The following is a 15,611-nucleotide window of genomic DNA, read 5'->3' as shown; positions in this document are numbered from 1 at the left end:
ATGCCGAGCACCACGATGCCCATGCTGGAGACGTACCCGAAGTCGATCAACCTGGACCGGACGAAGCTGGCAGCCACCATCGACGCTCTCGACGACTGCGCGCAGGCCTGCACCGCGTGCGCGGACGCCTGCCTCAGCGAGGACATGGTCGCCGAACTCACCAAGTGTGTCCGGACGAACCTGGACTGCGCCGACATCTGCGCGACCACCGCCCGGGTCCTGTCCCGACACACCGGCTACGACGCGAACGTCAGCCGCACCCTGTTGGAGGCGTGCGCCACGGCCTGCAAGGCGTGCGGAGACGAGTGCGCCGCTCACGCCGACAAGCACCAGCACTGCCGGATCTGTGCTGATGCGTGCCGCGCCTGCGAGCGAGCCTGCCGCGAGCTGCTGGCCACCATCGCCTGAGCGAGCAGCCGGTGGCGCCGGCACCCCCGGCTTCGGCGAAGACCACCGCGTCGCCCGTCGCAGCTGCTCAGCCCGGACCCGAGCGGTGCCGGGCTGGGCAGCCGGGTGGCCGGTGGTCAGGTGGCGAGGGCGACCTTCAGCCAGCCGGGGTCTCGGTCCTGAAACTCGCGGTACGCCTTCAGCACGTCGGTCATCGGTTCGTGCTCGGTCAGCAGCCGCGCCGGGTCGACCGTGCCGTTGGTGACCAGTCGCAGCAGCTCCGGAATGTAGCGGCGGTGGTGGCAGTTGCCGCTGCGGACGGTGAGATTCTTCATCATCGCCTCGCCGAACGGCCAGGTGGTGACCGTCTGCGGATAGACGCCGATGACGCCGAGAGTGCCCGCCTTCACCACGGCCCGCACGGCCCACTGAGCGGCGAGGCTCGGTGCGTCACCCGGTGCCCACGCCGGGTCGGTCTCCGGGGCGACCTGCTGAACCTCCCTGTCGAACTGCTGCGCCTGCTGGTCGGCCTGCTCGGCCGCGGGGCCTTCGGCGGGCCGTTCGGCGTCCACGCCGACGGCGTCGATCACCTTGTCGACACCGATGCCGCCGGTCATCTCCACGATCGTCCCCACCGGATCCTCGGTGTTGAAGTTGACCACCTCGGCGTGCTGCGCCCGCGCCATGGCGAGCCGGTCCTCCAGCCCGTCGACGGCGATGACCCGTCCCGCGCCCTGCAGGTACGCCGACAGGACGGCGAGCTGACCGACCGGCCCCGCCCCGAACACGGCCACGGTCTCGCCGGGCCGCACGTCGGCCAGGCGGGCCCCGAACCAGGCGGTGGGCCAGATGTCCGAAAGCATGATCGCCTGCTCGTCGTCGACCTCTGCGGGGATCGGCACCAGGCCGACGTTCGCGAACGGCACCCGGGCGTACTCCGCCTGGAGGCCGTCGAAGCCGCCGGCGGCCTCCGGCCCACCGAAGAAGGCGGTGCCGGCACGCCGGCCACCGGGGTTGGCGTTGTCGCACTGCGCGAAGTACCCGGCCCGGCAGTACGAGCAGTATCCGCACGCGATGGTCGACGGGACGATCACCCGGTCACCGGGCGCGAGATTGCGAACCCCCGGGCCGACCTCGACGATCTCGCCGACGGCCTCGTGACCGAGGACGATTCCCGGACGCATGCCCGGCATGGTGCCCCGGATCATGTGCAGGTCGGTGCCGCAGATCGCGCTGGTGGTGATCTTCACGATCGCGTCGGTCGGGTCCTGGATCCGCGGGTCGGGCACATCGTTGAATCGGATGTCCCCGACGCCGTGCCATGTGACGGCCTTCATCGGACTTCCCTTCGTCGGCTCACTGGTCACCTACCCGGCCTGGCACGACCGAACCATTTCGATCAGCATCGGGCATCTCGTCACAGCCATGCCGTTATCCGGCGAGGCGGTCCCGGAGGAACGCGACGATCTCCGTCCGTGCCGACCGCGCCTGCGGCACCACGCCCGGCATGCTGAGGAACGCGTGGGTCGCTCCGGGGTGTTCGGTGAGCTGTGCGGACGTCCCGGCCTCGCGCAGCCGTCGCGCGTACGTGCGTCCGTGATCGGCCAGCGGGTCGAGGGTGGGCACCACCACCAGTGCCGGAGCCAGCCCGCTCAGGTCGCCGGCGAACAACGGTGACACCGCGCGGGGGTCCGTTCCTTCGGGAGCGGCCAGCCGGCGGAACAGTTCCAGCTGCGGCACGGTGAGCGTCGGGCTGGTGGCGTGCTCACTCATCGAGGCGTAGTCGAACGCCGTCGAGGTCAGATCGACACAGGGATTGACAAGCACCTGTGCCCGTACCGCCAGGTCGGACTCCCGGGCGCGGATCGCGGCCAGCGCGGCCACCACCGATCCGGCGCTCTCGCCGAAGACGGCCACCCGGGCCGGGTCGATTCGCCAGCGCGCGGCGTGCCGCACGACGTGGTTCAGCACGTCCCAGCCGTCGTCGACAGCAGCGGCCAGCGAGGTTCCCGGTGCGACGAGGCGGTGTTCGACCGACACGACCACCGCGGGCAGTCGACAAGCGAGGTGACTGTTGACCCAGTCGCTCTGCACCGCTGTGCCCACGAATCCACCGCCGTGGACGTGGAGCACGAGCGGCAGGCCGGCCGGGTGGTCGGGTACGGACGACGACCGGTAGACCCGGACCCGGAGTACCCGGTCGGGCAGCGTCAGCCGCTGCCAGTCGATCCCGGCCCTGCGGTCCGGAAAACCGGTGACCAACCGCGCCAGGCTGGAGGCCCGCCTACGGTTCTCCGCGTCGCGGAACGCGTCCAGGGCCTCGGCCGGCATCGTCGACCAGTCCGGCTCCTTTCGCAGGGCGTGCAGCAGCCGGACGCCCAGCGGCGGCCGCCGCATCTCGACCGTGTCGCTCATGGCTCCTCCTCGATCACGATTATGCTACTTCTAGTATCGATACTAGAAGTAGCATAACTGGTTATCGTGTGACCATGGACCGAGCGACCACACCCACCAGACCGGCCGGCCGTCCCCGCTCCAGCGTCGACGCCACGGTCTTCGCCGCCACGCTCGACACGGTCCACCAGCTCGGCTACGCACACGCCACCGTCGACCGCATCGCCGCCGCGGCGGGCGTCGCGAAGACCACGATCTACCGCCGCTGGCCGTCGAAGGGTGCGCTGATCACCGCCTGCCTCGTCGACGCGTTCGGCCCGGCGCCACTGACCGGCGCCAGCCGGGAGGAGATCATGTCGACAGCGATCCGTTGGATCGCGGCGAAGATCGGTGAGCCCGGGATCGGCGCGGCGTTCGCGGGCGTGTTCACCGATGCCGTGAACGATCCCGTCCTGCGCCAGCTTCTTTCCGCACAGTTGCAGGACCCCTACCGGCTCGCGCTCCAGGAGACGCTCGGCGAGCCGGAGAACCGGGTGCTCTTCCTCATCGACGTGGTCGTCGGAACCCTGCTGCACCGGATGGGCATGACCGGCGAGCCGATGGTCGACGCCGACGTCGACGCCCTGGTCGAGATGGTCCTACGCACCCTCCGCTAGGGGTGCGACGGTGCTGGCGCGTCGCGGCCCGGCAGGGCGGCTCGCCAGGCCGCGACGAGGGCCGCCACGTCGGGGTACCGGTCGGCGGGTGTCGTGGCGGTGGCGCGTGCGGCCACCTGCCGCTGGAGTCGGGAGCCACGCCAGCCGGACGGGGAGTCGAGCAGGTGGTGGATGGTACGGCCCAGGGTGTGGACGGTGGTGCGCTGGTCGATGACGGCGCCGCGGACGAATTCCTCGGGCGCCATGTATCGGCGGGATCCGGGGAGGCGGTCGGTGTCGAGGGTGAACGGACCGGGACGGTACTCGTCGAGATCGATCAGGCGCAGTCGACGGGCCTGGAAGTCGTAGTGGAAGCAGCCGTCGTAGAGGTCGACCGCGACATAGCCGGCAGCCGTCACGGCCAGATGTGCGTCGAGGACGGTGTCGATCGCCGTTTCGACGTCGCGTCGGGGTAGCTGCTGGAACCGGTGCAGGGCGCTGCGGTCCGAGCCGCGGGTGGTGGCATGGTTCAACACGTTGCCCTCGTGCCACGGGTAGACCAGCATCGGCCCGTCGAGGACGTGCTCGGGGCGCACGATCGCCGAGTGGCGCACCGCGGCATGGAACCGGACGGCCCGCAGCAGAGATTGCCTGCTCCGCGTGCTGGTGGCCGTCTTGACGAACCAGCGGCGTCCGAACGCCTCGACGCCGTAGGAGACGCACCCGGAATCCTGGGCGTCGAAGACAGCGAACGCGGAGTCCAGCGGTAGCTCCATCACGTACCGGGAGAGTAGGGCAGGTCCGCCACGATTCCCCGCCGGCTGGACCGCGTCTCACCCGGTCTCCGGGTCGCCGACCTGCGACGTCCCTCCCCCGTCCCGCAGCAGCGCGGCCAGGGCTGCCCGCGAGCCGACCCCCAGCTTGCGGTACACCCTGGTCAGGTGAGCCTCGATGGTCCGTTCGGTCACGTAGAGCCGCATCGCGGCGGCGCGGTTGGTATGGCCCTCGGCGACCAGGGCAGCGACCCGGCGCTCGGCCTGGGTGAGCTCAGGTCCGGCGATCAGGGCCCACCGTCGTTGTCCGGCTCCGTGCCGGCGCTGGGCGTTCACCACCTGCTGGCGTAACCACTCGGAGGGCGTGCGTTCGGCGATCACCCGGGCGAGGTTGATGTGTTCCCGGGCGGGACCGGTTTCGCGTAGCGCATCGAGGCAGCCGGCCGCCGCGAGATGGGCCTCGCCGAGCGACAGGTCAGCCTGCCGATCGGCGAAGAGCCGGACGGCTTCCCGGGCGGCGGTCAGTGCGCCGACGGGGTCCCGGCGAGCGAGCAGCACCTGCGCGGTGGCCAGGCGTGCCTCGGCCCGCCGGATCTCCAGGCCGAGCGCGGCGGCGGCGGTCTCCGCCCGCTGCGACCAGGCGTACGCCTCGTCGAGCAGGCCGCCGGCCAGCAGGTATTCGGCGTGCCCGGCGAGCCACTTGGGCTGCAGGTCCCGCCGGCGGAGCTGCCCGCGGCCCGGCTGCACGAGCGTGCCAATCAGGTGGCGCGCCTCGATGTGCCGACCCTGGGCGTACCGGATGTGGGACAGGACCGCCAATGCGGTGTCGCGCAGGGTCGGGTCGTGCCGGGCCTCCCGGACGGCCTCCTCACCGACCGCAGCGGCGGCCTGCGGGCCGGCCCGCCAGAGCAGCGCCATCGCCCGGTAGGTCAGCGCGATCGCCACCGCCTGCCGGACGCCGACCGATCGACCGGCCCGTTCCGCCTCGATCGCCACGCTGATCGCCTCGTCCAGTCGCCCGCTACCGGCGGCGATCCGCGCCTGGCCGGCGAGGAGCCCGGGCAGCAGGTGCGCCTGGCCGTGTTCCCGGGCCACTGCCACCGCCCGGGTGACGTGTCGCAGTGCGCCCTCCTTCTCCAGGACGACCCCCTGCACCCAGGCCAGCCATTCCGGGACGTCGAGGCAGCCGGCGAGGGCACGGTCCGACATGGCGTCGACGAGTGCCTCGGCCGCGCGCAACTCGCCTGCGGCGACGTCGGTGGACCCGTGTTCGGCGGCGCGGGCGGCGAGGGTGGTCCGGGCCACCGCCGCCAACGGTGGGTCCGTTTCCGCTCCGGTCGCCGCCCGGATCTCGGTGACCAGCGGGTTCAGGTCGCCCCACCGGCCGCTCCGGGCGGCGAGTCGCCCTTGCGCCACGGACAGCCGGGGCCGTAGTCGCGGCAGCGTCGTGGTGTGCTCCCGCGCCAGCCTGGCCAGCGCCGGGGCACTGGGGCCGAGCCGATCCGCCAGGTCCGCCCGCAGGACTGCGGCGGCGAGCCGGGTCTCGGGGCCGGGCGACGCGTCGAGCGCCGTCTGCGTGAGGCGGAGCGCGCCGGTGAGATCGCCGGCCGCGGCCGTGGCCCGGGCCCTGGTCAGGAGCGCGTCACCGAACGCCACCGGATCGTCCGGAGGGGCCAGGGTGGCCGCGAGGCGACTCACTCGGGCCGCCAAGGGCGGGTCGACGGTCACCAGCTCCCGGGCTACCTCGTGGACCCGGGTGAACCGGGAGGCGGTCGCGCCGGCCCGCAACAGGTGCCACGCGCAGGTACGCGGGTCGGCACGGCGCTGGCGCAGTGCCGCGTCGGCACGCAGGTGCGCCCCGGACCGCCAGCCGGTGGGAGCATCCTGGTAGGCCGCCGCCCGGACCAGGGCGTGCCGCGGACGCAGGATGGGGTCGTCGGCCGCGTACCGGAGCAGGTCCATGCGGACGAGCCGGTCCAGCGCCTCGACGGTCGTCGTGCGGCCGTGCTGGCCGACCTCCGCCACCAGGGCGGGGTCGGCCGCCTCGCCGAGAACGGCCACGGTGTGCAGGATCCGCCGGGTCGGCTGGTCCGCCAGGTCGATCTCCGGGCCGAGGAGCCCTGCCAGGCAGCGGGACGGACCGAGTTCCACGACCCGTTCGAGCACGACTGTGCCGTCTGCGTCGACCAGTTCCGGGTGCGCGTCGAGGACCGCGAGCAGCCCGGGCAGTCGTGCACCGGCTGCCGCCAGCGTCGCGCGCCGGGTCGCCGGCAGCACGCGCGAAAGCAACGCCTCCGCCGCCGCCTCGGGGAGCGCGCCCAGTGGCACGGCCAGTTGTCGTATCCCCGCGCCGGTGCCCGTGACCAGGCGGAGCAGGCTTCGGGGCGCCTGTCGCGGCCGGTAGGCGCAGAGCACGGCCAGCCGTCCGGGGGGTGGTGTGTCGACCAGCAGGTGCCGCAGGGCGGCCAGCGCCGGCTCGGCCCGGTGGGCGTCGTCGAGGACGGCGACGACGGGACGGGCCCGACTGAGCCGGCCGAGGCGGGCGAGAGCCGCGGGCGTCCACCGGTGGGCGGTCAGGTCGACATGGAACACGCTCGGCAGTTGCCGGAGCAGGTGGGTCAGGAAGGCCGTCTTTCCGGCACCGGGATCACCGGTGATCTCGACGATCGTCGGCTGCCCCGGCACGAGCCCGGCCAGGCCGGTGCGGACCGCAGCGAACTCGTCGTCCCGTCCCACCAACATGGACATTCGCTCACGATAGGTGATCCGGACGGGTGATCTACGTAAGGGCTTTCCCCAATGCTGCTGCCGGTACCTGCCCGCCACCATGTGCCGGGTTCCGTCGCCCGGCGGGACTCCCAGCAAGAGGCGAGGGTGAGGAGAACTGAGTGCCCAGAAATCGATGGCGCCGACTGATGGCGCCGGCGCTCGTGTTGTCGTTGGTGGTGTCCGGGATCGCGGGGCAGGGCGTGGCCAGCGCCCGCCCGACCGAGGACCGGGCTTCGGCAACCGTGGCGGCGAAGCCGACCATGGGTACGACTGCGGACGGCGCGGCGCTGATGCGTGGTGTCTTCTTCCTGCAGGGCGAGGTGGGCCAGAAACTGGAGCGCCTGCCGTACGTCTTCATGGACGCCGAGAACCTGCGCAAGAACCGGTCTGCCGAGACGGTGCAGGCGGTGACCCAGCTGATCGAGCAGGCCGAGGCGGCCCGGCCCGGACTGCTCGCCAGCTTCTCCACCGGCATGCGCAGCGGCGATCCGTACCAGGTCGAGGCCGCGCTGACCGAAGCCGGCTCGGCGTTGGAGACGGCGTTGGGAGATCGGCCGATCCTGTTCAGCGATGACGATGAAGAGGACACCGACACGGCGGTCATGGTGGAAACCGCCGTCGCGGTGGTGAACGTCGGAACCGTCGCGGTTTCCCTGGCCGTGGCGGTCACGGTGGCCGCCGTACTCGTCGTGGTGGCGTTCCTCGGCAGCCGGGAGCGGCCCCTGGGCGGCCGCGACCTGGAGACCGAACGGCTCATGGCCCTGTTCGCCACCGAGCTGCGCACCATCTGAACCGGTGCGGGTGGGACTCCGTGCCCACCCGCGCCCCTTCTTCCGCGAGGAGATGACATGGCGGACAACCGGAACCAGGTGGTCGTACCCCGCCGCCCGGTGGTCTGGATCGGGCTGCTGGTGGGCCTGGTCGCTCTGTTCAACCTGCAGACGTTCCTACCGGGCAACGCGGTCACGCTGCCCGGCCAGCAGCAGGTCGCCCCGGCGTTCCGGGCGCTCCTGCCGCAGGGGTGGGCGTTCTTCACCAAGTCGCCCCGCTCCCCCGACCTCTCCGTCCACGCGATCCGACCCGACGGTCGGTTGGACGACATCACCACCGGCGCGTACGCCGAGCCACGCTACGCCTTCGGACTCGACCGGTCCGCCCGCGCGCAGGCCACCGAACTGGCCCTGTTGGTTTCCCGGATCCCCGGATCGGTCTGGCAGCAGTGCCGGCAACCGACGGCTGCCTGCCTCGTCGAGGCGATGTCGACGCCGGCCGCACCGGTCCGCAGCGGCGACGACACGCCCTCGGTCTGCGGCCCGATCGTCATCGCCCGTACCGAGCCGGTGCCGTGGGCGTACCGGGACCTGGTCGCCGGCGAGTTCCGGTACACCCACGTCGTTCGCTTGGAGGTGTCATGCTGACCAGCCGCCGGTCGAGCATTTCGGTTGCGGTGCCCTGGGGATCCTGGCTGGGGCTCGCCCGTACGCTGCTCGCCACCGCGACCGCCGCGACACTTGGGTTCACTGACGCCGACGCGCTGTTCACGCCACTTCTCAGCCGGGGACCCGGGCCGCACTGCACCGGCCTGTCCGACATCGGCGCCTTCTGTCTGGCCGGGCCGGAGCACGCGGATCTGGTGCGGTGGGCGTGTGTCGCGGTACTGCTGGTGGTGGCGAGCGGGTGGCGACCTCGGTTCACCGCCCTGCCGCACTGGTGGATCGCCTTCAGTGTGAGCACCAGCGCGTCCATCCCGGACGGCGGCGAGCAGGTCAACCAGGTACTCACCCTGCTGCTGGTACCGGTCCTGCTGGCCGACCCACGCCGCTGGCACTGGCAGCCGTCGCCCCCGGCGGACCGGGTGGTGCGCCCCGGCGGTCGAGGCGTGGTGCTGGTCGCCACGGCGGTGGTACTGCTCTTCGCGATCCGTCTCCAGGTCGCCGGCATCTACTTCCAGGCGTCGGTGGCCAAGCTCAGCAAGCCGGAGTGGGCCGACGGCACGGTGATGTACTACTGGTTCAACCATCACAGTTTCGGCGCCCCCGGCTGGTTGCAACCGGTGACGGACGCGCTGGTGACCCGGCCGGTGCCGGTCGCCCTGCTGACCTGGACTCCGCTGGTGATCGAGTTCGCCCTGGCCGTCAGCCTGCTGCTGCGTCCGGCCGTACGGTGGTGGCTGCTGCCGTTCGGCGTGCTGTTGCACGTCGGCATCGCGGTGTTGATCGGGTTGTGGAGCTTCTCGCTGGCCATGCTGGCCGCGCTGGTGCTGTTGCTCGTGCCGATGGGGGCGAACCTGCCCGACTCCTGGCGGGCGGTGCGGAACCTGGTCGGTCACCGGGGCGCCCAGCAGCCGGACGAGGATGCCCCGGGCGCGGTTGCCGAGTCGACCGAGCGGCCGAAGAAGGACGAGCCGGTCCTGGCGGGCCAGCTGACGCACTGAACACGGTGCCCGTACGAGGTTCTGACGCAGCTCCGCGCAGGCCGTATCAACTGCCGGTACGCTGCGTCGGCGGCCTCGACCCGTTCCACCGTCCCGGACGGGTGCACCACCGACGCTCCTCGGCACTGGCAGATGAAAGGCGACCCGACATCATGACGGCGCTACCAGGTGAACTGCCCGTTGCTGCGGATCCGACGGGCACCGGCAGGCAGCGGAGGATCTACGGACGCTGTTCGGGCAGTCCATAGCCGTCTTCGCGGCGCTCGCCGGTCCGGAACGCCGGGTGGAGACGGCCAATCCGGCGTTCCTCGCCACTGTCGGCGAACAACGGGGCCCGCACCGGCGTACCGCTCGTGGAGCTGATGCCCGAACTGTCCGCTCAGGGCTTCGTCGACCTGCTCGACGAGGTCCACCGCACGGGTGAGCCCTACACCGGCCGGGACGCCGATGGCACCGTGTTCGGCATCCGCGTGATCGGTGTGGAGACCACCCAGGTCAAACAGGCGCAGCGGCTGATGGCCGAGCACCGGGCCATGCTGGAGCAGATCGCCCGCCAGGCACCGCTGACCGAGGTGCTCGACGGGATGGCGCGCTGTATCGAGAAGCTCGCACCGCAGGAGGTGCTCGTCTCCGTGCTGCTCGCCGATCCCGACGGTCGGCACCTGCGTCATGGTGCCGCGCCCAGCCTCCCCGACTTCTACAACGAGGCCATCGACGGGATCGCCACCGGTGAGGGCGTCGGCTCCTGCGGCACCGCCGCGCACCGGCGGGAATCGGTGATCGTCACCGACATCGCCGTCGATCCCTTCTGGGCCGACTTCCGCGACCTGGCCGGGCGGGCCGGGCTGGCCGCCTGCTGGTCCACCCGCTGTCGGCCGGGTATCAGGCCGCATGGCCAGGACGCGAACTACTCTGAGTCACCATCTCGACACATCTCTACCCGGCCGGACAGCCGGTCGCCAACACTTCTCCCATGACGAGCAGTGGGCGTGAGCGCAGCGACGAGCGGTTCGAGAAGGTGGCCGAGGAGACCTCCGAGACGGTGACCCATGCGGCCAGCGTGCTGGAGGAGGAACTCGCGGCGGGCATTGCCAGCGCGCGGCGGCTGGAAGAGAAGCTGAGCGCCGACCGCCGGGTGGACCCGGAGGCGTTCGACGAGTTGGTGACGCGGGTCCGCACCGACGGGCACGCGCTCATCGACACCCTGGTCGCGCAGTTGAAGACCTCCGACGACCGGCGTGGTGAGGTGATCCGCCGGTACACGTCGGACGCGCACGACGCCCTCGACGGCGTGCTCAACCTCGCACGGTTGGTGCCGGACATGGCCAACGGACTGGTCGACCGGCTCACGCCGGAGGCCAGGCAGCAGCCCACGCCCTCGGACAGGTAGCCGGGCCACCGGCGTGACTGGCGGTCATGTCACCGAGATGCTGGAGCGCTATCGCGTCCTCGCGATCGACGCGCTCCTCGCGGGTGTGCCGTCGGACGGACCGCACTACCTCTATGACCTGGTGAGTGAGTATCCGCGGCGGTGGGGCAAGGGGCTGCGGGCCGCCCTCTGCCTCGCCGCCTGCCGGGCCTTCGGTGGCACTCCGTCGGTGGGGCTCAACGCGGCGGTGACGGTGGAACTGTTCCACAACGCGTTCCTGATCCATGACGACATCCAGGACGAGAGCGAGCAGCGGCGCGGAGCGCAGACCCTGCACGGCGAGTACGGAGTCGGTGTCGCGCTCAACGTGGGCAACATGACGAACCTGCTCGCGTTGCAACGGCTCGCCGCCAACCGTCGGGCCCTCGGCTCGGGGATCGCGTGGCGGCTGTTCGAGGAGACCCAGCTCATGCTGCGTCACTCGTTGGAGGGGCAGGCCATCGAGGTCGGCTGGATCCGGGACAACGTGTGCGACCTCGACGCGGACGACTACTACCGGATGTGTCTGAAGAAGACCTCCTGGTACACCTGCATCTACCCGTGCCGTACCGGCATCCTCGTCGCCACCGGTCAGCAGGACGCGATCGACGTGCTCGACCGCTACGGCTGGTATCTGGGTGCCGCGTTCCAGATCCAGGACGACGCGCTCAACCTCGTGGGGGACTTCGCCCGCTACGGCAAGGAGATCGCTGGCGATCTCTGGGAGGGCAAGCGGACGCTGATCCTCATCGACTTCATGCGGCGCTGCACCGGTGACGAACGCGAGCGGTTGCTGGAGTTCCTGCGCCGGACCCGGACGCAGCGCACGGCCGCTGAGGTGCGGTGGCTGCACGGGCGGCTGCTCGCCTACGACTGCGTCGAGTCCGCCCGCCGCAGCGCCCGCGACCTGGCCGCCGCCGCTCATCGGGAAGGACGGCGGGCGTTGGGGCCGGCGGCCGAGACCGAGGACGGGCGGTTCCTGCTCGGCCTACCCGAGTACGTCGTGGAGCGCAGCCGGTAGCGAACGGATACTCAAGCTGACGTCCCGGGCGGTGCCGTGCTCTGCCGGACCTTGAGGGAGGTACCCAACTCCAGGCCGACCTGGGGCGCCCGCTCCCCGCGACCGAGCGCCAGTGCCAGCTCGGTGGCGGTGACGGCCATCTCGGTCAGTGGTTGGTGAACGGTGGTCAGCGGCGGATCGACCAGGTCGGCCAGGGGCAGATCGTCGAAGCCGACCACGCTCAGATCGGTCGGGATCCGCAGTCCCAGCTGCCGTGCCGCCTGGTAGACGCCGAACGCCTGCAGGTCGTTGGCCGCGAAGATCGCCGTCGGACGATCGGGCCGGTTCAGCAGGTCGAACGCGGCCGCCTCGCCACCCGCTCGGGACAGTTCGGCACGGACGATCAAGGACTGCTCCCCGCTCAGGCCTGCGGCGTCGCACGCGGAGCGGTATCCGTCCAGCCGAGCCCGGCAGCACAGGATCGGTTCGGGCGCGGCGATCATCGCGATCCGTCGGTGGCCCAGTCCGATCAGGTGACGGGCCGCGGACCGGCCACCGGCCCAGTTCGTCGCCCCCACGAACGGAACATCGTCCGGCAGTTCGACGGTGGGGTCGAAGACGACGAACGGGATGCCCCGAGCGCGCAGTTGGTGACGCTGCTCCTCGTCCAACTGGGCCACGGTGACGAGGCAGTCCGGACGGCGGGAAAGAGTGTCGTCGATCCAGTACCGGATCGCGCTGCGGTGTGGGCCGAACTCGGTCAGGATGACTCCCACACCGTGCTGCCGGGCGACGCGCTCCACCCCACGGATGATCTGCACGCCCCACATGTCCTCGATCTCGTCGAAGACCAGTTCCATCATGTTCGATCGGGCGGACGGCGACGACCGGCGGTAGCCGTGCCGGCTGATCGCGGCCTCGACGCGGGCCCGGGTCTGTGCCGCCACGCCGGACCGACCATTTATGACCTTGGAAACGGTCGGTACCGAGACGCCGGCGGACTCCGCTATCGCGGCGATCGTCACCGGCCGCAACGGATCGCCGAGCTGCGGCTTCAGGTCAGCGGGCTCGCTCGGCTCGGCGCGCGTCAACCTGGCCACCTTCTCACCGGTCCCTAGCGGCCGAGCCGGACCGCGTCGGCCATCGCCGGGCGGCCGGGGCCGCCTCGTCCTACCCGGGCGCAAGGATAACCGCTCGGCCCGGTGCCGGGGGTAGCGCCGCCGGGCGTACGACGCCGTCATCGCACCAACCTCGGGCCGCGGCACCAGGCACGCTCATTGACGTCGATCGAAGAAAGTTGTAATGTCTCGCGCGGAAACTTTCTAGGATATGAGGTCGAAAGTTTCCGCGCGGGAGTTCCAGGGCTCGTCGCGGGCGTCAGGGCAGCGCCCGCATATCTCTCACCCTTCGTTGCGCGCGGCCGGGCACCCATCGGTACGTCAATCGCCGCGCATTCCCGGCCGTGACGGCTCGAAGACCCATGTCTTCGTACGCCATGCCCTGTGCTGGCAGCCCGTCCGCCGACAAGCACGAACCGGCGGAGCGGCCGGTCCACGACACGGGCGCCACTATGGCGAGGAGTTGCTGATGAGCTCGAAGAACAGACGAAGGACCCCCTGGCGCGCCGGCATGATCGCCGGGGCGGTGACCGCGCTGATGATGGCGGGGACGATGGTGACCGGCAGCGCCCAGGCGGCGGCCGGCTGCCGGGTGGCGTACGAGGTCTCGTCCCAGTGGCCGGGCGGCTTCACCGCGAACGTGAACGTGACGAATCTCGGTGATCCGATCAACGGCTGGAAGCTGGCGTGGACGTTCCCCTCCGGCCAGCGGGTCACCCAGGCCTGGAACGCGACGGTCACCGCGTCGGGTAGCCAGGTCACCGCGACGAACATGAGCTACAACGCCGCCATCGGCACGAACGCCGCGGTCTCCTTCGGCTTCAACGGGTCCTGGACCGGAAGCAACACGGCACCGACCTCGTTCGCGTTGAACGATGTCGCGTGCACCGGAAGCGTCGGTCCCTCGCCGACGCCCAGCCTCTCCCCCACCGCCTCCCCCACCACGTCACCGTCGGTCACCCCGACGGCGACCCCGCCGGCGGGAGACCGGATGGAGATGGTGGCGGCGATGCAGCCTGGCTGGAACCTGGGCAACACCCTCGACGCCATCCCGGACGAAACCGCCTGGGGCAACCCGTTGACCACGCGGGAAATGCTGCGCCACATCCGTTCACAGGGTTACCGGAGCATCCGGCTCCCGATCACCTGGAGCAGTCACCACGGGCCGGCGCCGGACTACACCATCGACCCGACCTGGCTGAACCGGGTCCGCGAGATCGTCGACTGGTCCCTCGCCGAGGACCTCTACGTGATGATCAACCTGCATCACGACTCGTGGCAGTGGATCAACAGCTATCCGACCGACCGCGCGAACGTGATGGGCCGGTACAAGGCACTGTGGAGCCAGCTCGCCACCGCGTTCCGCGACCACTCGGCGAAGCTGGTGTTCGAGAGCATCAACGAGCCGCAGTTCGCCGGCACCTCCGGTGACGCCGAGAGCGACCAGGTGCTGCACGAGCTGAACCTGGAATTCGTCCGCCTGGTACGCCAGTCCGGCGGCAACAACGCCACCCGCCTGCTGGTGCTGCCCACCCTGCACACCAGCGGTGAGCAGGCCCGGATGGACGCGTTGCTGGCCACGTTCGACGAACTCGACGACCCCAACCTCGTCGCCACCATCCACTTCTACGGCTGGTGGCCGTTCAGCGTCAACATCGCCGGCGGTACCCGCTACGACAGCAACGTCGAGCAGGACATCATCGGCAGCTTCGACCGGGCGTACCACACGTTCGTGTCCCGGGGCATCCCCGTCATCATCGGCGAGTGGGCACTGCTCAGCTACGACTACACCCGGCCCGGGATCATCCAACGGGGCGAGCTGCTGAAGTTCTTCGAGGCCGTCGGCCATCACGCCCGCATCCGGCAGCTCACCACCATGCTGTGGGACGCGGGTTCGTTCCTGCACCGGCCCGAGCTGCGCTGGCGGGACCAGGGCATCTACGAACTGATGAAGGCGAGCCTGACGACCCGCTCCGCCACCGCGTCCACTGATCAGATCTACGTACCCCGCACGGGCGGCATCACCAGCAGATCGCTCACCCTCAACCTGAACGGCACCTCGTTCCAGAGCCTCTGGCACGGCGGCACCCGACTGACGAACGGCACCGACTACACCGTCTCCGGCAGCACGCTCACGCTGACCCGGACAGCCGTCACCCGGTTGGTCGGCAACCGGGCCACCGGGGTCAACGCCACCATCGAGGCCCGCTTCTCCAGTGGCGTGCCGTGGCAGATCAGCATCATCAGCTACGACCCGCCGACCCAGGCCGCAGCCAACGGTACGACCAGCGGCCTCACCATCCCCACCCAGTTCCGTGGTGACCAGCTCGCCACCATGGAGGCCGAGTACGCCGACGGCAGCCCCGCCGGACCGGCCAACTGGACCACCTACAAGGAGTTCTGGAGCAGCTTCCGGCCCGACTACGGCGCCAACACCATCTTCCTGACGCCCGAGTTCTTCGCCGAGGTCAACGACGGCGCCGTGACGCTCACCTTCCACTTCTGGAGCGGCACGCAGATCACCTACCGCCTGACGAAGTCCGGCAGCGCGATCACCGGCAGCCCGGCCTGACCATGATGCGTCGCGTGGCCGGTGCGGGAACCTCCCCCCCCGCCACCAAGGGAACCCCCCGGATAAGCCCCCCACGGTGGCCCCTTCCGACAACACCACCGTAGTCAGTTCCCCGCCGGCG

The 15,611-nt window shown here is 70.7% G+C and carries 14 protein-coding genes; 9 read left to right on the top strand and 5 right to left on the bottom strand.

Annotated elements, in window-relative coordinates; genetic code table 11:
* Entirely contained in the window at positions 1–408 is a 408-nt protein-coding gene (locus V5O40_RS16440) for a four-helix bundle copper-binding protein (RefSeq protein WP_332906252.1), read from the top strand.
* A 116-nt stretch (positions 409–524) separates the two neighbouring features.
* On the opposite strand, the gene V5O40_RS16435 is transcribed toward V5O40_RS16440, so the two are convergent.
* Complete coding sequence (locus V5O40_RS16435) at positions 525–1,724, bottom strand: zinc-dependent alcohol dehydrogenase (protein WP_332906251.1); 1,200 nt, start codon at positions 1,722–1,724, stop codon at positions 525–527.
* Between the two features lie 94 nt (positions 1,725–1,818).
* Complete coding sequence (locus tag V5O40_RS16430; protein WP_332906250.1) at positions 1,819–2,802, bottom strand: alpha/beta hydrolase; 984 nt, start codon at positions 2,800–2,802, stop codon at positions 1,819–1,821.
* 74 nt (positions 2,803–2,876) lie between these two features.
* On the opposite strand from V5O40_RS16430, the gene V5O40_RS16425 reads away from it, so the two are divergent.
* Positions 2,877–3,437 carry a TetR/AcrR family transcriptional regulator gene (locus V5O40_RS16425; protein ID WP_332906249.1) on the top strand — a complete coding sequence of 187 codons (561 nt, stop codon included), beginning with the start codon at positions 2,877–2,879 and terminating at the stop codon, positions 3,435–3,437.
* On the opposite strand, the gene V5O40_RS16420 is transcribed toward V5O40_RS16425, so the two are convergent.
* Positions 3,434–4,192, bottom strand: a complete 759-nt coding sequence (locus V5O40_RS16420; RefSeq protein WP_332906280.1) for a serine/threonine protein kinase — start codon at positions 4,190–4,192, stop codon at positions 3,434–3,436. The genes V5O40_RS16425 and V5O40_RS16420 overlap by 4 nt on opposite strands.
* A 57-nt stretch (positions 4,193–4,249) precedes the next feature.
* Positions 4,250–6,937, bottom strand: a complete 2,688-nt coding sequence (locus tag V5O40_RS16415) for a helix-turn-helix transcriptional regulator (protein ID WP_332906248.1) — start codon at positions 6,935–6,937, stop codon at positions 4,250–4,252.
* 140 nt (positions 6,938–7,077) lie between these two features.
* Here V5O40_RS16415 and V5O40_RS16410 point away from each other — a divergent pair, with 140 nt between their 5' ends.
* From V5O40_RS16410 to V5O40_RS16385, 6 genes are all read left to right on the top strand, one after another.
* Positions 7,078–7,749, top strand: coding sequence for a hypothetical protein (locus V5O40_RS16410; protein ID WP_332906247.1), 672 nt, complete (start codon positions 7,078–7,080; stop codon positions 7,747–7,749).
* Between the two features lie 57 nt (positions 7,750–7,806).
* Positions 7,807–8,376 (top strand): SdpA family antimicrobial peptide system protein, encoded by a 570-nt coding sequence (locus V5O40_RS16405; protein WP_332906246.1) that lies wholly within the window; start codon positions 7,807–7,809, stop codon positions 8,374–8,376.
* Positions 8,370–9,392, top strand: coding sequence for a sporulation-delaying protein SdpB family protein (locus V5O40_RS16400; RefSeq protein WP_332906245.1), 1,023 nt, complete (start codon positions 8,370–8,372; stop codon positions 9,390–9,392). The genes V5O40_RS16405 and V5O40_RS16400 overlap by 7 nt, the downstream gene beginning before the upstream one ends.
* 362 nt (positions 9,393–9,754) lie before the next feature.
* Positions 9,755–10,369: a GAF domain-containing protein gene (locus tag V5O40_RS16395; RefSeq protein ID WP_332906244.1), complete on the top strand. Its 615-nt coding sequence runs from the start codon at positions 9,755–9,757 to the stop codon at positions 10,367–10,369.
* Entirely contained in the window at positions 10,366–10,782 is a 417-nt protein-coding gene (locus V5O40_RS16390; RefSeq protein ID WP_332906243.1) for a hypothetical protein, read from the top strand. Before V5O40_RS16395 ends, V5O40_RS16390 begins: the two co-directional genes overlap by 4 nt.
* Positions 10,783–10,795: 13 nt before the next feature.
* Positions 10,796–11,821 (top strand): polyprenyl synthetase family protein, encoded by a 1,026-nt coding sequence (locus V5O40_RS16385; protein ID WP_332906242.1) that lies wholly within the window; start codon positions 10,796–10,798, stop codon positions 11,819–11,821.
* 11 nt (positions 11,822–11,832) lie between these two features.
* On the opposite strand, the gene V5O40_RS16380 is transcribed toward V5O40_RS16385, so the two are convergent.
* Positions 11,833–12,900, bottom strand: coding sequence for a LacI family DNA-binding transcriptional regulator (locus tag V5O40_RS16380; RefSeq protein WP_332906241.1), 1,068 nt, complete (start codon positions 12,898–12,900; stop codon positions 11,833–11,835).
* Positions 12,901–13,387: 487 nt separating this feature from the next.
* Between V5O40_RS16380 and V5O40_RS16375 the strand changes: the two genes are divergently transcribed.
* Positions 13,388–15,490 carry a cellulase family glycosylhydrolase gene (locus V5O40_RS16375; RefSeq protein WP_332906240.1) on the top strand — a complete coding sequence of 701 codons (2,103 nt, stop codon included), beginning with the start codon at positions 13,388–13,390 and terminating at the stop codon, positions 15,488–15,490.
* Positions 15,491–15,611 lie beyond the last annotated feature (121 nt).

Origin of the sequence: Micromonospora palythoicola, from assembly GCF_036689795.1 — a bacterium.
Lineage (GTDB): Bacteria > Actinomycetota > Actinomycetes > Mycobacteriales > Micromonosporaceae > Micromonospora > Micromonospora palythoicola.
Note: the sequence above shows the minus strand (reverse complement) of the source record. Positions and strands in the feature narration are given on the sequence as shown.